General features: G+C 64.2%; 23 protein-coding genes, 1 tRNA gene and 1 pseudogene. 16 read left to right on the plus strand and 9 right to left on the minus strand.

Going from position 1 to position 21,034, the window contains the following annotated elements; translation table 11 throughout:
- The first annotated feature begins 494 nt into the window (after window positions 1-494).
- The 7 genes from ABIA45_RS05190 to ABIA45_RS05220 all read left to right on the plus strand — a co-directional run bounded on the left by ABIA45_RS05190 (window position 495) and on the right by ABIA45_RS05220 (window position 8,929).
- On the plus strand, window positions 495-1,652 hold the full coding sequence (locus tag ABIA45_RS05190; protein WP_057029662.1) for a thiolase domain-containing protein: 1,158 nt from the start codon (window positions 495-497) through the stop codon (window positions 1,650-1,652).
- A complete protein-coding gene (locus tag ABIA45_RS05195; protein ID WP_157280525.1) occupies window positions 1,652-2,041 on the plus strand; it encodes a Zn-ribbon domain-containing OB-fold protein in 390 nt (129 codons plus the stop codon). The genes ABIA45_RS05190 and ABIA45_RS05195 overlap by 1 nt, the downstream gene beginning before the upstream one ends.
- 214 nt (window positions 2,042-2,255) lie before the next feature.
- Window positions 2,256-3,116, plus strand: coding sequence for a MaoC/PaaZ C-terminal domain-containing protein (locus tag ABIA45_RS05200; RefSeq protein WP_404540377.1), 861 nt, complete (start codon window positions 2,256-2,258; stop codon window positions 3,114-3,116).
- Window positions 3,117-3,268: 152 nt separating this feature from the next.
- Window positions 3,269-4,147, plus strand: coding sequence for an SDR family oxidoreductase (locus ABIA45_RS05205; RefSeq protein WP_271544449.1), 879 nt, complete (start codon window positions 3,269-3,271; stop codon window positions 4,145-4,147).
- Between the two features lie 133 nt (window positions 4,148-4,280).
- A complete protein-coding gene (locus tag ABIA45_RS05210; protein ID WP_036011146.1) occupies window positions 4,281-5,234 on the plus strand; it encodes a dihydrodipicolinate synthase family protein in 954 nt (317 codons plus the stop codon).
- A 4-nt stretch (window positions 5,235-5,238) separates the two neighbouring features.
- The gene (locus tag ABIA45_RS05215) at window positions 5,239-6,054 is read left to right on the plus strand and encodes an NUDIX hydrolase (protein WP_271544447.1); all 816 of its coding nucleotides are present in this window, start codon (window positions 5,239-5,241) and stop codon (window positions 6,052-6,054) included.
- 187 nt (window positions 6,055-6,241) lie between these two features.
- Window positions 6,242-8,929 (plus strand): PAS domain S-box protein, encoded by a 2,688-nt coding sequence (locus tag ABIA45_RS05220; protein WP_275498895.1) that lies wholly within the window; start codon window positions 6,242-6,244, stop codon window positions 8,927-8,929.
- Here the strand turns inward: ABIA45_RS05220 and ABIA45_RS05225 are convergent, their stop codons facing one another.
- Complete coding sequence (locus ABIA45_RS05225) at window positions 8,930-9,283, minus strand: GrlR family regulatory protein (protein ID WP_036011154.1); 354 nt, start codon at window positions 9,281-9,283, stop codon at window positions 8,930-8,932.
- Window positions 9,284-9,534: 251 nt separating this feature from the next.
- On the opposite strand from ABIA45_RS05225, the gene ABIA45_RS05230 reads away from it, so the two are divergent.
- Window positions 9,535-10,032 carry a hypothetical protein gene (locus tag ABIA45_RS05230; protein WP_404651259.1) on the plus strand — a complete coding sequence of 166 codons (498 nt, stop codon included), beginning with the start codon at window positions 9,535-9,537 and terminating at the stop codon, window positions 10,030-10,032.
- Window positions 10,033-10,090: 58 nt separating this feature from the next.
- On the opposite strand, the gene ABIA45_RS05235 is transcribed toward ABIA45_RS05230, so the two are convergent.
- Window positions 10,091-10,477: a VOC family protein gene (locus ABIA45_RS05235; RefSeq protein ID WP_271544441.1), complete on the minus strand. Its 387-nt coding sequence runs from the start codon at window positions 10,475-10,477 to the stop codon at window positions 10,091-10,093.
- A gap of 182 nt (window positions 10,478-10,659) precedes the next feature.
- Between ABIA45_RS05235 and ABIA45_RS05240 the strand changes: the two genes are divergently transcribed.
- From ABIA45_RS05240 to ABIA45_RS05250, 3 genes are all read left to right on the plus strand, one after another.
- Window positions 10,660-11,232 carry a hypothetical protein gene (locus ABIA45_RS05240; RefSeq protein ID WP_036011161.1) on the plus strand — a complete coding sequence of 191 codons (573 nt, stop codon included), beginning with the start codon at window positions 10,660-10,662 and terminating at the stop codon, window positions 11,230-11,232.
- Between the two features lie 162 nt (window positions 11,233-11,394).
- The gene (locus tag ABIA45_RS05245) at window positions 11,395-11,913 is read left to right on the plus strand and encodes a hypothetical protein (protein WP_404651260.1); all 519 of its coding nucleotides are present in this window, start codon (window positions 11,395-11,397) and stop codon (window positions 11,911-11,913) included.
- 149 nt (window positions 11,914-12,062) lie between these two features.
- Window positions 12,063-12,139 (plus strand) — tRNA-Arg (locus tag ABIA45_RS05250).
- 75 nt (window positions 12,140-12,214) lie between these two features.
- Here ABIA45_RS05250 and ABIA45_RS05255 read toward each other — a convergent pair.
- Window positions 12,215-12,472, minus strand: a complete 258-nt coding sequence (locus ABIA45_RS05255; RefSeq protein WP_404655611.1) for a DUF3775 domain-containing protein — start codon at window positions 12,470-12,472, stop codon at window positions 12,215-12,217.
- A gap of 257 nt (window positions 12,473-12,729) precedes the next feature.
- Between ABIA45_RS05255 and ABIA45_RS05260 the strand changes: the two genes are divergently transcribed.
- The gene (locus tag ABIA45_RS05260; RefSeq protein ID WP_271544435.1) at window positions 12,730-13,005 is read left to right on the plus strand and encodes a hypothetical protein; all 276 of its coding nucleotides are present in this window, start codon (window positions 12,730-12,732) and stop codon (window positions 13,003-13,005) included.
- A 259-nt stretch (window positions 13,006-13,264) separates the two neighbouring features.
- Here ABIA45_RS05260 and ABIA45_RS05265 read toward each other — a convergent pair whose 3' ends face one another.
- Window positions 13,265-13,528, minus strand: coding sequence for a hypothetical protein (locus ABIA45_RS05265; protein WP_036041425.1), 264 nt, complete (start codon window positions 13,526-13,528; stop codon window positions 13,265-13,267).
- Between the two features lie 300 nt (window positions 13,529-13,828).
- Between ABIA45_RS05265 and ABIA45_RS05270 the strand changes: the two genes are divergently transcribed.
- Window positions 13,829-14,275, plus strand: coding sequence for a hypothetical protein (locus tag ABIA45_RS05270; protein ID WP_157280506.1), 447 nt, complete (start codon window positions 13,829-13,831; stop codon window positions 14,273-14,275).
- Between the two features lie 99 nt (window positions 14,276-14,374).
- The gene (locus ABIA45_RS05275; protein WP_271544432.1) at window positions 14,375-15,247 is read left to right on the plus strand and encodes a DMT family transporter; all 873 of its coding nucleotides are present in this window, start codon (window positions 14,375-14,377) and stop codon (window positions 15,245-15,247) included.
- A 116-nt stretch (window positions 15,248-15,363) separates the two neighbouring features.
- Here the strand turns inward: ABIA45_RS05275 and ABIA45_RS05280 are convergent, their stop codons facing one another.
- The 3 genes and pseudogenes from ABIA45_RS05280 to ABIA45_RS05290 form a co-directional block, all read right to left on the minus strand.
- Entirely contained in the window at window positions 15,364-15,657 is a 294-nt protein-coding gene (locus ABIA45_RS05280; RefSeq protein ID WP_404651261.1) for a histone, read from the minus strand.
- A 66-nt stretch (window positions 15,658-15,723) separates the two neighbouring features.
- A pseudogene (locus tag ABIA45_RS05285) lies at window positions 15,724-15,948 on the minus strand (FAD-binding domain-containing protein); the annotation flags it as partial.
- Complete coding sequence (locus ABIA45_RS05290; RefSeq protein ID WP_404655612.1) at window positions 15,923-16,282, minus strand: deoxyribodipyrimidine photo-lyase; 360 nt, start codon at window positions 16,280-16,282, stop codon at window positions 15,923-15,925. The gene ABIA45_RS05290 and the pseudogene ABIA45_RS05285, both read right to left, overlap by 26 nt.
- A gap of 116 nt (window positions 16,283-16,398) precedes the next feature.
- On the opposite strand from ABIA45_RS05290, the gene ABIA45_RS05295 reads away from it, so the two are divergent.
- Window positions 16,399-18,129, plus strand: coding sequence for a methyl-accepting chemotaxis protein (locus ABIA45_RS05295; RefSeq protein ID WP_157280500.1), 1,731 nt, complete (start codon window positions 16,399-16,401; stop codon window positions 18,127-18,129).
- A gap of 122 nt (window positions 18,130-18,251) precedes the next feature.
- Here the strand turns inward: ABIA45_RS05295 and ABIA45_RS05300 are convergent, their stop codons facing one another.
- Entirely contained in the window at window positions 18,252-18,911 is a 660-nt protein-coding gene (locus ABIA45_RS05300; RefSeq protein WP_157280498.1) for a peroxiredoxin, read from the minus strand.
- A 393-nt stretch (window positions 18,912-19,304) separates the two neighbouring features.
- Between ABIA45_RS05300 and ABIA45_RS05305 the strand changes: the two genes are divergently transcribed.
- On the plus strand, window positions 19,305-19,877 hold the full coding sequence (locus ABIA45_RS05305; RefSeq protein ID WP_404651263.1) for a hypothetical protein: 573 nt from the start codon (window positions 19,305-19,307) through the stop codon (window positions 19,875-19,877).
- Between the two features lie 829 nt (window positions 19,878-20,706).
- Here the strand turns inward: ABIA45_RS05305 and ABIA45_RS05310 are convergent.
- The gene (locus ABIA45_RS05310) at window positions 20,707-21,027 is read right to left on the minus strand and encodes a response regulator transcription factor (protein ID WP_198399585.1); all 321 of its coding nucleotides are present in this window, start codon (window positions 21,025-21,027) and stop codon (window positions 20,707-20,709) included.
- Between the last annotated feature and the right edge of the window lie 7 nt (window positions 21,028-21,034).

The following is a 21,034-nucleotide window of genomic DNA, read 5'->3' on the forward strand; positions in this document are numbered from 1 at the left end:
CGCGACATAAGCCGTAAAGCCACTGCGCAGGGAAGGCCGGATGTTTGGCTTCACCTGTATGCCGCTGTGCATCTGTTCTTCGCGCAATTCGCGCACAGCGGACCGTGGGTGCCAGCCGGCACCCGGTCTTCCCTGCGCCCTCTGTTTTGGGAGGGTAGCAAGACGGACGCAAAGCTCGGGCGAGATACGCCGCGGGGACGCGGCGCTGTGGCTGCAAGTTAAAGCCTCGTGCCCCGGACGCTGCGCAGCACGAAGTGATGCGCTGCGGAGCCGGGGCCCATGTCGCACTGAGTCCGCGGCCTCCTGGGTCCCGGCTCTACGCAGCAACGCTTAAGCGTTGCAGCGCGTCCGGGACACGAGAGTATCCTTCCCTGGCACCAACCCGCCACCCTCTCGCCCGGCGGAATATTTCCGCGCTTGCCAATCAGCCCGGTGCGGTTCAGAAAAAAGAGCCAAAAAAAGAGCCACGACGAGACGCGAGCGGAGACTGAAGTTTGACCATCAAGGGCAAGGCCTACATTGCCGGGATCTACGAACACCCGACCCGGCATGCGCCGGACAAATCCACCGCCCAGCTCCATGCCGAGGTCGCCAAGGGCGCGATCGAGGATGCCGGGATCAGCAAGGACGATATCGACGGCTATTTTTGCGCGGGCGACGCGCCCGGCGGCGCCTGGCCGATGGTCGACTATCTCGGCCTGAACACCAAGAAGCTTCGCCACATTGATTCCACCGAGACCGGTGGCTGCTCCTACATCATCCATCTCGGCCATGCCGCCGAGGCGATCGCCGCGGGCAAATGCTCGATCGCGCTCGTGACGCTCGCTGGCAAGCCGCGCACCGGCGCGATGCCGCCGCGCGCCGCCGGCGCCGAGGTCGATTTCGAAACCGCTTACGGGGCGACCACGCACAATGCCTACGGCATGTGTGCCATGCGCCACATGCACGACTACGGTACCACAAGCGAGCAACTCGCCTGGATCAAGGTCGCGGCCTCGCATCACGCGCAGTACAATCCGCATGCGATGCTCAAGGACGTCGTCACCGTCGAGGACGTCCTGAACTCGCCGATGATCTCCGATCCCCTGCATCGCATGGATTGCTGCGTCGTCTCCGACGGCGGCGGCGCGCTGATCGTGACGACGCCGGAGATCGCCAAGAGCCTGAAGAAGCCGCTGGTGCGCCTGATCGGCCATGGCGAGGCCATGAAGGGCCCGCGCGGCGGCAAGGATCTCGATCTCACGTACTCCGCCGGCGTGTGGTCCGGCCCGCGTGCGTTCGAGGAAGCCGGCATCACGCCGAAGGACATCAAATATGCCTCGATCTATGACAGCTTCACCATCACGGTGCTGATGCAGCTCGAAGACCTCGGCTTCTGCAAGAAGGGTGAGGGCGGCAAGTTCGTCGCCGACGGCAATCTGATCTCGGGCGTCGGCAAGCTGCCGTTCAACACCGACGGCGGCGGCCTGTGCAGCAACCATCCGGTCAACCGCGGCGGCATGACCAAGATCCTCGAGGCCGTCAGGCAGCTGCGCGGCGAGGCGCATCCGAAGGTGCAGGTCAAGAACTGCGATCTTGCCATCGCCCACGGCACCGGCGGCCTCTTGGGTGTTCGCCACGCCGCCTCGACCGCCATTCTGGAGCGCGTGTGATGAGCGAAGTGAAAAAGTATCCGGCCCCGGTGACGAATCCCGAGACATCAGCGTTCTGGGACGCCGCGAAAGAGGGCAAGTTCATGATCAAGCGCTGCACCGCCTGCGGCGAAGCGCATTACTTCCCGCGCTCGATCTGCCCGTTCTGCTACTCCGACAAGACGGTGTGGGAACAGGCATCGGGCGAGGGCACGATCTACACTTACAGCCTGATGCGGAAATCGCCGACCGGCCCTTACGCCATCGGCTACGTCACGCTGAAGGAGGGGCCGTCGGTGCAGACCAATTTCGTCGACTGCGATCTGGAGAAGCTCAAGATCGGCCTGAAGGTGAAGGTGGTGTTCAAGCCGACCGACGGCGCCCCGCTGCCGTTCTTCACGATCGCCTGACGCGAAGCAAGATGTGACCCTCTCCCCTTGTGGAAGAGGGTGGCAGCCGAAGGCTGCCGGGTGAGGGGTCTCTCTCCACACGAGAAGTGTCACTGCGGAGCCAACCCCTCACCCAAACGAGTTTGCCGCACGGCTCTCGCAGCCCTCTCCCACAAGGGGAGAGGGCACTTCGACTGGCAGCGGCGCACAAGAATCCGGAGAGGAAACCAGAAGAATGTCCGCCAGATACGAAGAGCTCAAAGGCCTGAAAAATCTCGGCCAGAAATACGCCTACACCGATCGCGAAGTCATGCTCTACGCCTACGGCATCGGCCTCGGCGCCGATCCCATGGACGAGAAGGAGCTCGCTTTCGTCAACGAGGGCGCGTTCACGCCGCGGCCGCTGAAGGTGGTGCCGACTTTCGCCTCTGTCGCTGCCTGGGGCTCGGGGCCCGGCGAGATGAACCTCAACCGCGTCATGGTGGTCGACGGCGAGCGCGACATCACCTTCCACCAGCCGCTGCCGGTCGCCGCCAACATCACTGCCGACTCCTCGGTGCTCGAAGTCTACGACAAGGGCAAGGACAAGGGCGTGGTCATCGTTCACCAGACCGTGCTGAAGAACGAGAAGGGCGAGAAGCTCGCAACCCTGGTCGCCTCGCGCTTTGCCCGCGGCGACGGCGGCTTCGGCGGGCCGAACCTGACCCAGCCGGATCCGCACAAGATCCCATCGCGCGAGCCGGACATGACCATCGACATCACCACGCGCCCCGACCAGGCGCTGGTCTATCGCCTCTGCGGTGACCGCAACCCGCTGCACTCCGATCCCGAGTTCGCCAAGAAAGCCGGCTTCCCGCGTCCGATCCTGCACGGCATGTGCACCTACGGCATCACCTGCCGCGGCGTGCTCCAGACCTATGCCGACTACGATGCGAGCGCCTTCCGTCAGCACGTCGCGCGGTTCTCCTCGCCGGTCTATCCCGGCGAGACCGTGACCATGGACCTCTGGAAGGACGGCAACGTGATCTCGTTCGAAGCCAAGGTGAAGTCGCGCGGGGTCACCGTGATCAAGAACGGCAAGACGGTGCTGGGGTGATAGGGCCGCTTGCGCGGCTCTGAGTTATTTCGTCATGCCCGGGCTTGTCCCGGGCATCCACGTTCTTTCGTGCAGTTGGCGCTCAAGTTCGTGGATGGCCGGGACAAGCCCGGCCATGACGGAGCAAGAAACAAAAACAGGGAGACGCCACCATGGGACTACTCGACGGCAAGGTCGCGCTGATCACCGGCGCGGGCGGCGGGCTCGGTGAGGCCTACGCAAAGCTGTTTGCGCGGGAAGGGGCCTCGGTCGTCGTCAACGATCTCGGCGGTCCCCGCGACGGCTCCGGCGCCGACAAGTCCATGGCGCAGCAGGTGGTGGATGCGATCAAGGCCGAGGGCGGCAAGGCGGTCGCCAACGGCGCCGACATCTCCACCATGGAGGGCGGCCAATCGGTGTTCGACGATGCCATCAAGCACTTTGGCCGCGCCGACATCCTGGTCAACAATGCCGGCATTTTGCGCGACCAGACCTTCGCAAAAGCCTCGGAAGCCGACTGGGACAAGGTCATCAAGGTCCATCTGAAGGGCACCTTTTGTTGCACCCTGCCGGTGTTTCGCTGGATGCGGGAAAACGGCGGCGGCGTCATCGTCAACACCTCCTCGACGTCGGGGCTGATCGGCAATTTCGGCCAGACAAATTACGGCGCGGCCAAGGGCGGCATCTGGGGCCTGTCCAACGTGCTCGCGATAGAGGGCCGCAAGTACAACATCCGGATCTGGACGCTGGCCCCGGGCGCCCTGACCCGCATGACCGCAGACCTGCCCCGCTATAAGGAGAACCCCGGCGCCGCGCTCGGGCCGGACGGCATCGCGCCGGCCGTGCTATACATGGTCAGCGACTTGTCGGGCGACCAGACCGGCAAGGTGCTGGGCGTGTCCGGGCCCCGCGGCGTGCGCGAGATGCGGATGATGGAAATGGAAGGCTGGAAGCCGCCGCACTCGGGCTGGAAGGCCCAGGACATCGTCGATCACGCCAAGGAGATCTTCTTCTCCGAGGAGCAGATCAAGATGGGGGCGCGGCGGTTTTAGCCAAAACTGTCATTCCGGGGCGCGACGAAGTCGCGAACCCGGAATCCATAACCACTAGCCGGGGTTATGGATTCCGGGCCTGGCCCTTCGGGCCATCCCGGAATGACGACAATTGATAGGACAGAGAGACCCAATGAAACTCACCGCCGATGCCAAGGGCACCTTCGCAATCGCGCCGACGCCGTTCCATGACGACGGCCGGATCGACGAGCGCTCGATCGACCGCCTGACCGATTTCTACGAGGAGGTCGGCTGCGACGGCGTCACGGTGCTGGGCATCCTGGGCGAGGCCCCCAAGCTCGACGCCGCCGAGGCCGAGCAGGTGGCGGTGCGCTACGTCAAGCGTGCCAAGAAGATGCAGGTGATCGTCGGCGTCTCCGCGCCGGGCTTTGCCACCATGCGCTCGCTGGCCAAGGCCTCGATGGATGCGGGCGCGGCCGGCGTCATGATCGCGCCGCCGCCCTCGCTTCGCACCGACGACCAGATCATCGGCTATTTCAAGCAGGCGGCGGAAGCCATCGGCCCTGATGTGCCCTGGGTGCTCCAGGACTATCCGCTGACCTTGCAGGTCGTGTTCACCCCCGCCGTGATCCGCAAGATCGTCATGGACAATCCGAACTGCGTGATGCTCAAGCACGAGGACTGGCCGGGCCTGGAGAAGATCTCGACGCTGCGCGGCTTCCAGAAGGACGGCTCGCTCCGTCCGCTCTCGATCCTCTGCGGCAATGGCGGCACCTTCCTGGACTTCGAAATGGAGCGGGGCGCCGACGGCGCCATGACCGGCTACGCCTTCCCGGAGCTCCTGATCGATGTCGTGAACCTCTCCAAGGCCGGCAAGCGCGACGCCGCGCATGACATCTTCGACGCGCATCTGCCGCTGATTCGCTACGAGCAGCAGCCCGGCGTCGGCCTCACAGTGCGCAAATACGTGCTGCAGAAGCGTGGCATCATCGCTTCCAGTGCGCAGCGCAAGCCCGGTGCGACCATGACGGCGACGGCGAAGGCCGAGGTCGATTATCTCTTGTCGCGCGTCGCCCGTTTCGACAAGCGCGCCAATCTCGGCCCGCAATCCAGCGCCGCAGGCTAGTTGCATGGCCGAATCATCAGCATCACGCCCGGCCTCGACGATCCTCCTGCTGCGCGACGGCGCGAAGGCCGATGGCAAGAGCCGCGGCGAAATCGAAGTCTTCATGATGGTCCGCCATCATCAGATCGAGTTCAACTCGGGCGCGCTGGTGTTTCCCGGTGGCAGCGTCGATGCCGGCGACAACGAGATCGTTGCTCGCGCCGACCTCTATTCGGGCGGCGAAAGCCTCAGCGAAGCGGACCGCGGCTTCCGGATCGCCGCGATCCGCGAGACCTTTGAGGAAAGCGGCATCCTGCTGGCGCGGTCGAAGGACACCGGCGCGCCAATCGACGCCAAGCGCGCCGGCGAGATCGCGGACGCTCACCGCGTCGCCCTCAACGAGCACAAGATCAGTTTCCTGAAGATCCTCGACGACAACGGCCTCCAGCTCGCGCTCGACACGCTCGTGCCCTATGCGCACTGGATCACGCCGGAGGGCATGCCGAAGCGGTTCGACACCTGGTTCTTCCTGGCCGCGGCACCGCCCGACCAGCTCGGTGCCCATGACGGACGGGAATCCACCGATTCGATCTGGGTCTCGCCGCGCGAGGCGGTGGAGGGCGGGGAGAGCGGCCGCTTCAAGCTGCCGTTCCCGACCACACGCAACCTGATCCGGCTCGCCAAGCAGGGAAGCGTGAGCGCGGCGCTGGAGCACGCCCGCGGCCTCTCGATCGTCACGGTGATGCCGGTGATGACCAAGACCGAAACCGGCCGTCAGCTCCGCATCCCCAGCGAGGCCGGCTATGACGGCGAGGTGTTCGAGGTCGGGGCCGTCGGCTAGTACACTTCGACACGCAACGAAGTATCGACGAATCCCGGCCCGCAGGGCAGCCAGCGTCAAACTGTCGTAAACCTGAAGCGGGCGGCAGGTCCTGATATTAACGATATTCCGCGTCCCGAGGCATGTTCCCCCCGGGCAGGAATACGTCGTATATTGGACCTCCAGCAGTCCGGTCCTCAAACCACCAATGTCCGCCGAATTGACGCCGTCCCCTGAGAAAAGGCGAACCTTCTCGCTCTCCATCGGCCAGCTCACCTTCGGTAGCTTCCTGTTGGTGCTGGCGGTGATCATTGTCACCTCGACTGCGAGCGTGATCGCGATCCGGCACATCGATACAACATTCGCGGAGCTGCAGCGGCTGCAGAGCGTCGGCGACCTCGCCGAGGACATCGATCGCCGCATGAACGAACTGCGTCTTGCCGCGCGCGACTTCGTCACGGATCCCGGTGCCGGCATCCAGTTCCAGCAGGTCGGCGAGGCGGCCTCGACGCTCAGCGACATCCTGAAGAAGACCCGCATCGAGCTCGCGCCCGAGCAGCAGGACATGCTCGACGGGGTCACCGAGCGGCTCGCAACCTATCGCTCCGGCCTGGAGCGGATCTCCACGCTGATCGACCGCCGCGCCCAGCTGCTCGCCGGACTGCCGCCGCTGCGCGAACAATTCGACGCAGCGGTTGAAGGCACCGCGGACCGCGAGCTGGCGTCCCGCTTGTCCGAGGCACAGGGCCGGATCGCGATCGGGCTGCTCGCGCGCAACCCGTCCGCAGCCGAGCAGGCTGCACAGGGAATGCGGGGGCTCGATATTGCCGATGCCAAGCTGAAGTCGGCGGTGAACGACTATGCAGAGGCGATCATGGCCGTCGCCGTCCGCGAGCGGCAGATCGCCGACATCGATCGCGAGGTGCTGGGAACCGAAGGCCGGTTGATCGGCCGCGTGACCGAATTGCTGCGCGAGGTCAGCTCCCGGCGCGGCCACGTGCTGTCGCGCGACTTCGCCCGGACACTGACCGAGGCGCGATGGCAGAGCATCGTGCTCGGCACGGTCGGCGTGCTGATCGGCATCGGCGCTGCCTGGTTCGTGGTGCGCAGGACGGTGCGTCCGCTCGCCCAGATCGCGCGATCCATTCGCGCGCTTGCCGCCGGCCGGAAAGACGTCTCAATTCCGTCCGCCGACCTCGGCAACGAGATCGGCGACATTGCGCGGGCGGCCGAAGTGTTTCGCCGCGCGCTGGAGGAGGCCGACACCGCGCGCGAGGCGGCGGTGCGCGCGCTCACCGAGCAGCGGCTCGCCGAGGAGAGCTATCGAAAATTGTTCGAAGGCTCTATCGACGGCATCTACGTGACGACGCCGGCCGGTGACCTCCTCAACGCCAATCCCGCGCTGGCGCGCATGATGGGCTACGACAGCCCGCAGCAGCTGATCGACAGCATCAGCGACATCGCCCACACGATCTACGTCCACCCCGAGGCGCGCGCCGAATACCAGCGGCTGATGGCGCGCGACGGCATGGTGCGCGAGTTCGAGTATCAGGTGCGCCAGCGCAGCGGCGACATCCTCTGGCTCTCCGACAGCGCCACGGGCGTGCGAGACGAAGCGGGCAACATCATCCGCTACGAGGGCACGCTGCGCGACATCACCGACCAGAAGCGGGCGGAGGAAGCCATCGCCGAAGGCCGGCGCCTGCTCCAGCAGGTCATCGACACCGTGCCGGCGGTGATCAACGTCAAGGATCGCAATCTGCGCTACGTGCTGATGAACCGCTACATGGCCGGCATCTTCGGCATCGAGCCCGGCGAGGCGCTCGGCCGCACCACGGCCGACCTGATGTCGCGCTACGGCGCATCCAAGTCCGACGAGAGCGACAAGCGGGTGCTCAAGCTTCGAAAAGGTCTCGGTTTCTATGAGGAGGAGTATCAGGACGCCTCCGGCAACATGCGGCAATGGCTGGTCAACAAGTTGCCGCTGCTCGACGCCGAGGGCGAGATCGAGCGGATCGTGACCGTTGCGCTCGATATCGGCGAGCGCAAGCGCGGCGAGCAGGAGATGCGCAAGGCCAAGGAAGCCGCCGAAACCGCGCTGCGCAATCTCCGCGAGACCCAGGCCTCCCTGATCGAGGCCGAGAAGCTGGCCGCGCTCGGGCGCCTCGTCGCCGGCGTCGCCCACGAGGTCAACAATCCCGTCGGCATCAGCCTCACGGTTGCCTCCGCGCTGGAGCGCAAGACCGCCATGTTCACTGCCGAAGTCGAGCGCGGCGAGCTGCGCCGCTCCACGCTCAACGACTTCCTCAGCACCAGCCGCGATGCGTCCTCACAGCTCGTCTCCAATCTCAACCGCGCCGCCGAGCTGATTCAGTCGTTCAAGCAGGTCGCCGCCGACCGCAACTATTCGGATCAGCGCACTTTCGATCTCGGTGACCTCACCGAGCAGGTGGTGATGAGCCTGCGGCCGGGCCTGCGTAAGCACAATCTGACGCTCAACGTCGAGTGTCAGCCGGACCTGACCATGAACAGCTATCCCGGCCCGTACGGCCAGGTGCTGACCAATCTGTTTCTGAACTCGGTGGCGCACGCCTTCCCGGACGGCCGGCCCGGAACGATCGAGATCCAGGTGCGCGAGTCCGGCAAGGACAACGTCGAGATCATCTTCTCCGACAATGGCTGCGGCATGTCGCTCGACGTCCGTCGCCGCGCCTTCGATCCGTTTTTCACCACGCGGCGCGACCAAGGCGGCACCGGCCTCGGGCTGCACATCGTCTACAGCATCGTCACCAACCGGCTCGGTGGCCGGCTCGATCTCGATTCCGAACCGGGTGGCGGTACGCGCATCCAGATGATCCTGCCGCGTGTGGCGCCGCTCGAACAGGCCGCGGAATAGCTAATCGACGTCTGCAAGCTTGTGCAGCGTCGCGCCGAAGATCTGGCTGGCCTTGCCGACCAGCGCGGTGCCGGTCATCTGTCCGCGCGTGTCCGTGAACGTGCCGGTGACGCCGATGCCGACCGGGGCAGGGCCGCCGAACAGCGGATTGTCATCGCCTCGAGGCGAGGTGTGCCGTTGCACCAGCACCTCGCCCTTGAAGCTGTTGTTGTCCTTCACCGTGTAGCTGCCGGTGTAATACAGGTAGGCATCGCCCCCGAGAATCTTGCCGTCGCGGAAGAGAATCACGCCGCTGCCCTTGCCGACTCGACCATCGAGCAGGGTGACGTGAATTGAATAGAGGCCGTTTTTCATAACGTCCCGTAGGCCGGCCGCCATCGCCCAATGGCGCAACCGGTCCCGCTTTTATGCCAAAGCCCATCCCTGCGCGCAACGAGGCAGTTTGCCGGTCGCGGCGGCCTGCGAGCCGTAGTTGTTCCGGCTTGTCCATGACACCGTCGTGACGCTCTGATGGTGAGGCGAGGCCCGACGTTGCGAATCAGAGTTGGCCCGCGAAATGCATAACCATTGCTGCACTGGCCGCGGGGTGCTGGAGCAAGACGAACGTGACCAACTGGATCGATTCCGGCGGCAATGAGCCGCGTCTGTACAGTGCGCGTCCCACGAATTGCAGAAGCGAACAACGGCGGATTGGCGATGCGATACGCCGGGCAAACCTGACGAGGCTGGCGCCCGCCTTGGCTTTGATCGCGCTCGCAGCCTCCTCGGGGCACGCGCGCGACCGCGGGCAGTTCGCCAACACCAATCCCGAATTGAAGGCTTGGTTCGACAGTCTGCGCAGCGGCAAGGGGCCTTGCTGCTCCGATGCCGACGGTTCGGCGCTCTCGGACTCTGACTGGGACAGCAAGGACGGGCATTATCGCGTCCGCGTCCCGCGCTATGGCTATGCGCTCGATGGCCAGCAGCAGGAGCTCGTCTGGCTCGACGTGCCCGCGGAGGCCGTGATCTCGGAGCCGAACCGGGTGGGACGCACCATGGTCTGGCCGATCTACGGCTACATGGGTGTCACCATCCGCTGCTTTATGCCCGGTAGCATGACTTAGCGTTCGGGCGTGACGTCGTCGCCGGCTCGGTGCCTGGACGGCGGGGCGCCCCGTCGCGTCAGGTATATTTCTTGTCGCGCTCGAGCAGCTCGATCGAGATGCCTTCGGGCCCGCGGATGAAGCAGATGCGTACGCCGGGACGAATGGTCGTCGGCTCGCGCGTGAACGTGACACCCTTGGCCTTGATCTCGGCGGCGACCGCGTCGATGTCCTTCACCGTCAAGCCGAAATGGTCAAGGCCCTGATGTGGGTGCGGAGGTGGCGGGCTGACGGCGCTGTCGCCCTCGAGTGGCGCGATGAAGATCCTGGCTCCGCCGAGGTTCACGTCGATTCGTCCTGGCGCGTGCACGATCTCGCCACCAAGGATGTCCCGCAGCCAGGCCGCGGTGGCCTCCGGATCGGGGCTGCGCAGATGGACGTGATCCCAAGCGACGGCGAACGGCATTTCATAATCTCCCAACGGGTCTATTCGATGCTACGGCGCATGCTAGCAGTATCGCCGGTGGTCACCACCGCCGTTGCCGACTCGCATGAAGTTGGGGGAACCTTAGTTCGTCGCCCGAATTAAGGTAAGCTGTGACTGAGTCCATCTTCGATGCTGCTTGCGGTCGCGATCGGTGTGCAACCATGAATGCGAGGCTCGACCGACTCGGATTGGGGCGCTTGGCCGGCACCGGCGAACGACTGGCGCGGGCCGTGACGATTGCGAGCGTCTCATTTGGCCGAAGCCTTCTATGGCTGCTGGCGGCAATCATCGTCGGTTGCGGCATTTGGATGCTGCTACCTCTCTCCAAGGGCAACAGTGCTGAGCCGGTGAGGCCTGAGCTGGCGGCTGTTGAAGCGCCTCCCTCCGGCGATGCGTCCAAAGTGGCCTCGCCTGTGTCCGAAGCTCAGGTGCCGGCGACAGCAGAACTTGGTCGTCTCAGGATTTCATCACAGACCTGGCGTCGCGGCGGCCTCGGCTCCAAAGCCCTGGTGACGTTCACGCTGCGAAACGACAACGACTATGCCGTAAAAGATGTCGAGATCGTCTGTGCCTTCACGCGGCGCGACGGAAGTCATCTGACCGACCGCAGCCGCGTGCTGGCGGATCCGGTCAGCATGAAGAGCCGCAAGACCTTCGTGCGTATCCCAATCGGCTTCGTTAACGTGAATGCCGATCAGGCAAAATGTTCCCCGGTTGCAGCACGCCGCGCTTGAAAGCGGCCTGTCCCGGTAGCTGAAAAGTTACCTTCTGCGGTCCTTGGCCGAAAAACCATGCATCACCATTTGAACCGAACGGCTGGGCCAGGAACCAATTGGAAGATCGCCTGTTGAGGCGAGCAGAGCCCACGCGGGGATGCGGGGGGCGGAGCGCGGCCAATGCCCATCTTTAGGTATCTCATCTTTGTCGGTGGAGCTTTGCTCACACTGCTGTTCGCGGCGGATTTCGTTTTCCCGGCGGCGCCCCTAGCGCAGGCCTTTGCGACCGCAAGCAACGACCAGCCGCTGATCCGAATCCGGTCCGATCGTCATCTGCCTGAGCGCGTCGTCCTCGACACGAGCCAGCCGACGATTGCCGCACCCGCGGTTCAGACTGCCGCAGTTGCGGCTCCCCAGCCACCGGTACAGGAGAGCCTGTCGCCGGCTTTGGCCGAGATGTCGGCCAAGACGCGGGTGCGCGAGACCTTCGCCCAGTTCACGCCAGAGCCGAGGGCCGGGACCGCCGCAGCCAGGAAGTCCGAGGCCGTTCAGCCGCAGACGTCCCCGGCTCAAGCGTCTCCGGTCCAGGCCCAGCCCAAGCGTAAGATCGTCAGGACCTATTCGGTGCATCAGCCGGGCCGCCCCATGATGCTGGTCGCTCAGCAGCCGCATTTCGGCCTCTTCAACACGACCTGGTAACAGCGCCTTCGGTAGCCTCGATCGAGGCGGGAAGGGCTTTTTATTGGCCGGCCTCTCTGCTAATTCGAACCAATCCGACCGCTGTCGGGTGTGCTGGCTCCTCGCCAGCGCCGGCCGGCGGATCTCGGTGGCTCGCTACTCGGGCCAGGGCGCTCGTAGCTCAGCTGGATAGAGCATCGGATTTCGATTCCGAGGGTCGGAGGTTCGAATCCTTCCGAGCGCGCCAATCTTCTTTGTTCCATATATGTTCTAAAGCGGCGCGGGCGGCGGATCACGCCGATGGGCCCGCGGCGCGCGTGCATCAGCTTGCCGGGATGCCGGTTTGCCGCCGCGCGCCCGACCGCAGCAATTGCTTCTCGATCTCGTAGTTCGGTGAGAGGCGGTCCCCCTGGTTGTGCGTCTGCGCGGCCTGAGCGCGCAGTCGACGCCAATCGGAGAGATCACCGTCGCCGTGGCCAATCCGGGTCAGCGCCACCCAGATTGATCTCAACATTGAGAGCGTGTGGATGAAGCTCGCGAACTCCGCACGGTGGTTTCGCCGCGCCCACCGCCGCCGCAGCTCAAGTCGTCGTCACCGATGTCCAGAACGACGCCACTCCGCCCGCTTCGCGGTGGGATCACTCGATTTCGAGATGATGAAGAAGACCTTCTCCGGCGAGATCGACAGATATGGATGACTGGCATTCAGCGGCTGCCGAGCCGTGATGTCCCGGTCAGCTCGCCGAAGGTTTGTTCATCTGTATTACATTTCGGTTCGGCCACAATTTGATCAGAACGACCTCGATATCCTGCATCGCGCAAGCGGAGGAAGACATCATGAAACTCAATACTGGCCGATTGGCTACGTCCCTATTCGGCGCTCTCGTTGCGTCATCGACGGCATCCGCCATGCCCATCGCGCCTGCGCCTGCGACACCGCAGGTCTCCGGCATCGAGCAGGTCCGCATGGTTTGCGACGCCTGGGGACGGTGCTGGTGGCGGCCAAGCTACTATGGCTACTACAGGCCGCGGCCATATTACGGCCCGCGGTATTACGCGCCGCGCTATTACGGTCCGCGCCCTTATGGGTACTACGGCTATCGCCGCTGGTAACGTTTGAAGGGGGCCCCTCGGGGCCCCTTCGCTTTTGCGAGGTCATGTCTTGCGCAATGATCACTGGCCTGCAGCATCAAAAGATGAGGTCAGCGGATAAGGCCACTTGTCGTGACTTGACCGGTACCATCAACATGAAAGTGCAAACATCTCGAGCCGGCCATGATCCGACGATCATCCTGCGCACGTGCCCAAGGCTTCCATCATCCCGGCGAATTTGCCGCTGGCCAAATAGAGGAGCAGCAGCGGCCGCGGCCCCTCAGTAGCAGGGGTGCCGCCGGCCGTCCTGACCAATATAAGCGGCCGCGCTGCGGTAGCAGTGGTTGGTCGCCGGGCCGTCATAGTAGGCGAAGGTGCCGGGGGTGATACCCGGGCCGTAATTGTGCAGGTAGCTGATCGGGTAGGGCAGCGGGTTGGCGTAGGAGCGGTGGTACCGGTGGCGGCCGTTCGCCTCCGCGAGGGCGGGGGCCAAGACCGCAGCCGTCAAGGCCGCAACCGCGGCGACACGCGTCAACTTGCTCATCTCGATTCTCCGGAACCCGCTCGAATAGGTCAGCCTGTTATAGCAATTTCGAGCGGCCAAGCATCGCTCCGGAGGCCCGAAATCACGGCCAATCCCGCAGATTTCCGGGTGGGTGTGACAGAATTGCCGGACATGCGGCGAAAGCTGCCCATTTTTGGCCTTTTCGGGATGCTTAACGAATTCCCCACACAAGTATGACCAAAGACTATTCGGTTAAGAATTCTGCCGCCGGCCCCGGGGGATCATTTGCCGGCCCCTCGAGTCCGGTACATTCCTGAAGGCCTTCGTCGTCGTCTCGCCATGCGCATCACGCTTCCGAGTCTGCTGTTGCTCTGCCTCGCCGCCGCCACGCCCGCGCGCGCCGAGCTGCACATCACGCGCGACCACGGCGGCTATGTCGAGGAGTACAAGGCCAAGTACAAGCGGGTGCGCGAAAAGGGCGAGCGGGTCATCATCGACGGCATCTGCAATTCGGCCTGCACGCTCGTGCTCGGCATCGTGCCGATGAACAAGATCTGCGTGACGCCGCGCGCGAGCCTCGGCTTCCACCAGGCCTATTACGACAAGGCGTTCACCTTCGGCATCAAGGTCACCAGCGCCGAGGGTACCTCCGATCTCATGTCCTACTACCCCGACACGGTGAAGGACTGGATTCGCCGCAATGGCGGGCTCACCACCGACATGAAGAAGATCAAGAACGGCGTCGAGCTCTGGAAGATCGTCAATCCCTGCCCGGAAGAATGGTGAGCGGCTGAGACGCACCGCGATCGTCCGTCGCAGCGCAGCATATTGTTACCACGAAATTCGCATTGCCGCATGGCCGAGGGTCGGGCAATGAGGGCGGCAATGAACCATAATCAAGAAACCCTGGCGGCCCGCGCCGCGCCGATCCTGTTCGTGCTGCTCTGGAGCACCGGATTCATCGGGACCAAATACGTCGTCAACAATGCCGATCCCTTGACCTATCTCGCCATTCGCATGGCGATCGTGGTCGGGCTGATGGCAATCATCGCAGGCATCGCGCGGCCGAAATGGCCTGATAGCGCCGGCATCGCGCACAGCGCGGTCGCTGGCATCCTCGTCCACGGCTTCTATCTCGGCGGCACCGCGATTGCGATCGCGCATTCGATTCCGGCCGGCCTGTCGGCGCTGATTCCAGGTCTGCAGCCGATTCTGACCTCGACCATCGCCAATCGCTGGCTCGGCGAACGGGTCACGCCGCTGCAATGGGCCGGGCTCGTGCTCGGCCTCGGTGGGGTGGTGCTGATTCTGCACAACCGCCCGATGACCGGCGAAGCTGGGCTCGGCTGGCTCGCCTCGGTGGTCTCGCTGGTCAGCATCACGCTCGGCACGCTCTATCAGCGCCGCTACTGCAATCACATCGACTGGCGCGCCGGCAATCTCGTGCAGTATGTGGCCGTCACCATCTTCTTCGCGGTCGGCGCCTTCCTGTTCGAGGATCGCGTGGTGCACTGGACGCGGGAGTTCGTGCTTGCACTCGCCTGGCTCGCCGTCGCGCTCTCGATCGGATCGATCGGGCTGTTGTACTGGCTGATCCGCCACGCCGCGGCGACCTCGGTCGCAAGCCTGTTCTATTTGGTTCCGGCCGTCACGGCCCTGATGGCCTATCTGCTGTTCGGAGAAACGCTGGACGCGATTGCCATTGCAGGCATGGCGCTCTGCGCCGCGGCGGTCTTTGTGGTCAATTGGCGGTCCTGACGGCACGCAGTTCGGCTCGCCGGAAACGCGGAAGTGCTTCAACGCCGAGCAAGCGGCGAGGATAGATGCGGGCTGTCTCCGGGCGCGCCCGCACCCGGAGACGTCTTCCGGTGCGATCAGCGCTTGGCCTTCTTGGCCTTCTTCTTCGACTTGCCGGCTTTCTTGGCTGCCTTTTTCGCAGACTTTTTCGCGGCCTTCTTGGACGACTTCTTTGCGGCCTTCTTCGTCGTCTTCTTCGCAGCCTTCTTGGTTTTCTGCTTGGCCGCCTTCTTCGGCGCTACTTTCTTCGCGACCTTCTTGGCGGCTTTCTTCACCTGCTTGACTGCGGCGACTGCCGCGTCCTTGGTCGTTTCCACGGCAGTGGTGATCGTCTCCATCGCCTGTTCGGTGATCGGCTTCTCGTCGTCCATATCGTCCCCCACGGTTTGCATGGAGCGATGACGATAGCGGGTTTCGAAATCGTGTCAAAGCGCCGCTCAACCTTTGCGGATCTTTGCGTAGGCGGCGAGCGCGCGTTCGCGTGCGCTGGCATGATCGACAATCGGCTGCGGATAGGTCTTGCCGATGGTGATGCCCGCGCTCGCAAGCTCGATCGGCGTTGCCTGCCAGGGCCGGTGGATCAGCTTGGCCGGCAGGGCCTTCAGTTGCGGAACCCAGCGTCGAACATAGGCTCCGTCAGGATCGAATTTCTCGCCCTGGATTAACCGCCTGATGAGGCGCCTGCGCGATCTCCTTCCAATAGACGGCGCGGGCACCGCTCTGTCGCACCACCTCAGGGATCACCTTGGCCGCGGGCCCTCTGCGCAGGACAAGCGAGCCGCCGCGCGCGGCGATCTCGGCGCCGAGCGCCCGCAGCGACTGCGCCAGCCACCAGCGTGCCGCGCCGCCCGGCGCTCGCCCCGCCGCCTCGTCCAGTACGTAGAGGCAAAGCACCGGCGCTCCGGACTTGGCGGCGGCGTGGAGGGCGGGGTGGTCGGACAGGCGGAGATCGTCGCGAAACCAGACGATGATGGACGGCTGACTGGGCGGGGTCAGGGAAGGCCGCGTTTACCACTTGGAAACCATCCCGCGTGCTGCCCGCGGGAACCGTCGTTAATCGGGCTGTAAGTCAATTGCACCAATATGCAGGAATTACGGGGGGCATTCCATCCATGTCCAATCTTCTAACGGCGAAGTTCCTGCCGCGTTTCAAGCTCGGCACCAAGGCGGTCCTGTGCGCGGTGCTGCTGATCGCAATGAACACGGCGCTCGTGGTCGGCGCAGGCTATTGGTCACTGACATCCGCCTTCAATGACCGCGCCCTGCGCGACATCGAGGTCAATCTGCGCACGCTGGGGCTGGCCTTTGCGGAGACCGTTCCCGAAGCCAAGATCACGATCCGGGATGGCGCGGTGGTCCGCGCCGAGATCCCCAAAATGCCCGACTTCAGGGATCACGCCATCGTCGACCGGGCGGTGTCCTATGTCGGCGGCAACGCGACGCTGTTCGTGTTCGACGCGGCGAGCGGGCAGTTCATCCGCCGCTCGACCAACGTGAAAAAGGAAAACGGCGACCGCGCCGTCGGGACCCAGCTGGCCGCGGATCATCCGGGGCAGGCCCCGCTGCGCCGTGGCGAGCCCTATAAGGGGCCGGCGACGCTATTCGGCAAGACGTTCATGACCGCCTATTTCCCGATCGCGGATGCCACCGGCAAGGTCGCCGGCATTCTCTATGTCGGCATCCCCATGACGCAGTTCGAGGGCATGCTGTCCCAGGCGATGGAGAGCATGGCTGCCGCTGCCGGCCTTGCCGCGCTTCTGGTGCTGGTCCTGACCCTGCTGGTCGTCCGCCGCATCACGCGGCCGCTGACCTCGGTGACGCATTCGCTCACCGCGCTTGCCAACGGCCAGGGCGACGTCGCGATCGAATGCGAGGACCGTGCCGACGAGATCGGCGAGATCGCCCGCACGCTCGCGGTGTTCAAGAGCAACTCGCAGGAGCGGGCGCGCCTACGCACCGAGCAGGCGGCGGCAACCGCTGCCGCAGCCGAGCAGCGCAAGGCCGAGCTGCGCAACTTCGTCGAGGGGTTCCGCGGCAGCGTCGGCGGCATTCTCGACAAGGTGCTGGCATCGTCCGGCGAGTTCGAGCGCGCCGCGCGACAACTGACCGACGCCGCGCGCTCCACGGCAGATCTGTCGGCGCAGTCGGCGGGAGCTTCCGAAAGCGCCTCCGAGCATGTGCGTTCGGCCGCGTCCGCTTCCGACGAGCTGTCTCAATCCATCTCCGAGATCACCCGCCGGGTGCAGGAATCGAACGAGATCTCCGCCGAGGCGGTGCGGCAGGCCGAAGCGACGGACCAGCGCATCGCGCAGCTCTCGGAGGCCGGCTCGCGCATCGGCGACGTCGTCAAGCTGATCACCTCGATCGCCGAGCAGACCAATCTGCTGGCGCTGAATGCGACCATCGAGGCTGCGCGCGCGGGCGATGCCGGCCGCGGCTTCGCGGTGGTGGCTCAGGAGGTCAAGACGCTCGCCGGCCAGACCGCGAAGGCGACCGACGAGATCTCGAACCAGATCGAGAGCATGCAGCTTGCGACCGAGGAATCGGTCGCAGCCATCAAGGCGATCAGCCAGACCATCGAGCGCATCAGCGGCATCGCAGGCTCGATCTCGGCGGCGGTCGAGCAACAGAAAAGCGCGACGCACAACATCGTGGCCAGCGTGCGCGCCGCGGTGTCAGGCACGGCCGATGTCGCGGTCAATGTCCGTCACGCCGCCAAGGGCGCCAGCGAGACGGGCGAAACGTCGAGCCGGATGTTTGCTTCCGCCCAGGCGCTGTCGGGCGAGAGCCTGCATCTGAAGGCCGAGGTCGAGAGCTTCCTCGACCGCGTGCACGCGGCGTGATTCTGGGTCGTCATCCCGGGATGGTCCTAAGGACCAGCCCCGGGATCTCGAGATCCCGGGTTCGATGCTGACGCATCGCCCCGGGATGACTTTTTGCGGCCGCTATCCGCGACCGCCAAAAGTCATCTGGGCTGCGGGACGATGCGGATGTAGGGCTTCGGCTCCTTCCACCCCTGCGGATAGATCGTCTTGGCCTCGTCGTTGGAGACCGAGCCCGCGATGATGACGTCGTCGCCCTGCGACCAGTCGGCCGGGGTGGCGACGCGATGCTTGGCGGTCAGCTGGAGCGAGTCGATGACGCGCAGGATCTCCTGGAAGTTCCGGCCCGTCGTCATCGGATAGACCAGCACCAGCTTGATCTTCTTGTCCGGGCCGATGATGAAGACGTTGCGGACGGTTTGGTTGTCGGCCGGCGTGCGGGTGAGGGGATCGCCAGAGGTCGAGGCCGGCAGCATGCCGTAGAGCTTGGAGACGTTGAAATCGGTGTCGCCGATCATCGGGTAGTTTGGCGCGGCGCCTTGGGTCTCCATGATGTCTTCCGACCATTTGGCATGACGGTCGACCGGATCGACCGAGAGGCCCATCAGCTTCACCCCGCGCTTGTCGAATTCCGGCTTCAGCTTGGCGAGGGCGCCGAGCTCGGTGGTGCAAACCGGCGTGAAATCCTTCGGGTGTGAGAACAAGAGGGCCCAGCTGTCGCCGATCCAGTCGTGGAACTTGATCTTCCCTTCGGTGGTTTCGGCTTCGAAGTCAGGGGCGGTGGCGCCGATCGGAAGTGTCATGATCTTACCTCATCTCATTGAATCTAATCGAGAATTCGTCTCCGGCCGTCACATCCATTATAAGGGCTTCGCCGGCCTAAGTGAACGCCAACTGAACCGGCTCAAGTAGAATGTGAATTTCTTCTTTGAAGGGCCGATTTTCTAGCAACTTATTGTTACAGCGGCAGCTGCGGCGAAACAGCTCCACCCGGGGTCACACGGTCTCGCTCGCCCCGATAATGCCTTTTATGACTTTCATCACGCTCGCCCGGCGCGTTCTAGAACCAGATTGGTCCTGATAGCGACCAATTGGCAACCATCTAGAAAAGTCGCGATCCCCGTATCGAATCGTTAACCACCCCTTTACGCCGGCATGGAAATGCTGGTCGATCAGAAGAAGTCTGGAAGTGAACTATGTCCGCCGCTGCGCCTAAGCCTACCGAGTCGTCGTCCCTCGTGCCGTCCTGCCGCGATACTGCAGCTCATGCCCTTTCCGTCGTGCGCGACGGCGTGATCACGGGCGAAGGCCCGACCACCAAGGGACGGGTGCATTTCTCCCGCTCGCTCGACGCTGATGACACCGCCTGGTGCATGCGCATCCTCACCGCCACCGCCGTCAACGACCAGCCGGTCAGCCGCGCCGAGGCCGAAGTTCTGTTCGAGATCAACGAGGCCGCGACCGAGCGCACCGATGGCGGCCGGTTCGACGACCTGCTTGCCAAGGCGGTCGCCCATTATGCCGCGAGCGCCTCGGGCCTGAAGGTGCCGCCGCGCAGCGTTGCGCTGTCGGCCGACACCGAGATCGAGAGCTGGGCGCCGTCCTATGCTTCCAAGGTCAACAGCGAGATGCTGGAGTGGATCGCCGGCCAGATGCGCGGCAAGCGCCAGAACAACCGTCGCCTGATGGCGATGGTGGCGACCTTCCTCGGCGCCACCGCACTGCCTCTGGCGGGCCAATTGCCGAACGTGTTCGACATCGGGATGTAAGGCAAATGGGCCGCGGTCGCGGCTCGCAGCTTCGTTTCACGCTCGTGTCCAGCGCACGAGACTACTGCATTGTGACACCGCTGTCTCAACACCGTCATTGCGAGCGCAGCGAAGCAATCCAGAATCCCTCCGCGGAAAGACTCTGGATTGCTTCGCTGCGCTCGCAATGACGGAGTGTGCGGTGGGAAGCGCGTTCCTCAATTCGCATTTTGCTCGTGGACACGCCTTCGCATCCTCGCGGCGGACTCGCCCGAGCTTTGCTTCTTGCTCACCCTCAATTGAAAGAGGGCGCAGGGAAGACCGGGTGCCGGCCGGGCACCCACGGTCCACTGTGCGAAAGGTGGCAACGAAGAATTTGCACAGCGGCATACAGGTGAAGCCAAACATCCGGCCTTCCCTGCGCAGTTGCTTTACGGCTTATGTCGTGCTCTCCCCGGGGAGCGATGCACTATTGCCCCCGTCGCCTTGCGGATGGCTGATGCGTGGGCCCGGTTGGGCCGCTCACATCACCGCAAGACTTGGCGCACAGACCCCGGGCGCCAGGACCACACGATTTTGCCGTACGCCGATGACACCGGTCGTATGCGCGAGGTCTTTGCTCACGGCTCTCCGCCCTGCAAACCCTTTCGCGCCAACGCCATCAGCGTCCACCGCCCCCCGGCCCGCGTTCGTGACGATCGCGATACGCCCCTCTTCCTTGGGCCGGGTTGCGCGACACATATGTGATTTCCGAATTTCGGTAAAGTGGAATATTTTAGGCCGCGTGCGTTGACCCATAGATTGAATGTTTTGCCCGTCGGGCAACGCAAGGGATGGTAGCTGCAACCATTCAATCCGGCGCGGTCTGCGCCGCCGGTGGATTCGGTGCAAGCGCCTGCGCCGGCTTCGTCGCGGCCGGATAGAGTTCGGTCTTGGCGAGATCACGGCGGAGCGACGATGGTGCGGTGTGCAGGGCAAAGGCGATCGCGATCTGCGTTCTGTTCTGAAGCCGGTACTTGCGCATGATGTTGCCGATATGCGCCCGCACCGTGTTCTCCGAGATGTTGAGCTCGTAGGCGATGTTCTTGTTCTGCATCCCCCGCGCGATCAGCGTCATCAGCTCCCGTTCGCGCGGCGTCGGTGCGATCAAGTCCTTCGGATCCGAGCTCATGGCTGAT

It is taken from the genome of Bradyrhizobium sp. USDA 336 (assembly GCF_044908355.1).
GTDB lineage: Bacteria > Pseudomonadota > Alphaproteobacteria > Rhizobiales > Xanthobacteraceae > Bradyrhizobium > Bradyrhizobium yuanmingense.

Coding starts and splice junctions, on each gene's coding strand:
- ABIA45_RS05195 (WP_157280525.1), top strand. CDS start 1,652: ATGAGCGAAGTGAAAAAGTATCCGGCCCCGGTGACGAATCCCGAGACA.
- ABIA45_RS05200 (WP_404540377.1), top strand. CDS start 2,256: ATGTCCGCCAGATACGAAGAGCTCAAAGGCCTGAAAAATCTCGGCCAG.
- ABIA45_RS05205 (WP_271544449.1), top strand. CDS start 3,269: ATGGGACTACTCGACGGCAAGGTCGCGCTGATCACCGGCGCGGGCGGC.
- ABIA45_RS05210 (WP_036011146.1), top strand. CDS start 4,281: ATGAAACTCACCGCCGATGCCAAGGGCACCTTCGCAATCGCGCCGACG.
- ABIA45_RS05215 (WP_271544447.1), top strand. CDS start 5,239: ATGGCCGAATCATCAGCATCACGCCCGGCCTCGACGATCCTCCTGCTG.
- ABIA45_RS05220 (WP_275498895.1), top strand. CDS start 6,242: ATGTCCGCCGAATTGACGCCGTCCCCTGAGAAAAGGCGAACCTTCTCG.
- ABIA45_RS05225 (WP_036011154.1), bottom strand. CDS start 9,283: ATGAAAAACGGCCTCTATTCAATTCACGTCACCCTGCTCGATGGTCGA.
- ABIA45_RS05235 (WP_271544441.1), bottom strand. CDS start 10,477: ATGCCGTTCGCCGTCGCTTGGGATCACGTCCATCTGCGCAGCCCCGAT.
- ABIA45_RS05240 (WP_036011161.1), top strand. CDS start 10,660: ATGAATGCGAGGCTCGACCGACTCGGATTGGGGCGCTTGGCCGGCACC.
- ABIA45_RS05245 (WP_404651260.1), top strand. CDS start 11,395: ATGCCCATCTTTAGGTATCTCATCTTTGTCGGTGGAGCTTTGCTCACA.
- ABIA45_RS05260 (WP_271544435.1), top strand. CDS start 12,730: ATGAAACTCAATACTGGCCGATTGGCTACGTCCCTATTCGGCGCTCTC.
- ABIA45_RS05265 (WP_036041425.1), bottom strand. CDS start 13,528: ATGAGCAAGTTGACGCGTGTCGCCGCGGTTGCGGCCTTGACGGCTGCG.
- ABIA45_RS05270 (WP_157280506.1), top strand. CDS start 13,829: ATGCGCATCACGCTTCCGAGTCTGCTGTTGCTCTGCCTCGCCGCCGCC.
- ABIA45_RS05275 (WP_271544432.1), top strand. CDS start 14,375: ATGAACCATAATCAAGAAACCCTGGCGGCCCGCGCCGCGCCGATCCTG.
- ABIA45_RS05280 (WP_404651261.1), bottom strand. CDS start 15,657: ATGGACGACGAGAAGCCGATCACCGAACAGGCGATGGAGACGATCACC.
- ABIA45_RS05295 (WP_157280500.1), top strand. CDS start 16,399: ATGTCCAATCTTCTAACGGCGAAGTTCCTGCCGCGTTTCAAGCTCGGC.
- ABIA45_RS05300 (WP_157280498.1), bottom strand. CDS start 18,911: ATGACACTTCCGATCGGCGCCACCGCCCCTGACTTCGAAGCCGAAACC.
- ABIA45_RS05305 (WP_404651263.1), top strand. CDS start 19,305: ATGTCCGCCGCTGCGCCTAAGCCTACCGAGTCGTCGTCCCTCGTGCCG.
- ABIA45_RS05310 (WP_198399585.1), bottom strand. CDS start 21,027: ATGAGCTCGGATCCGAAGGACTTGATCGCACCGACGCCGCGCGAACGG.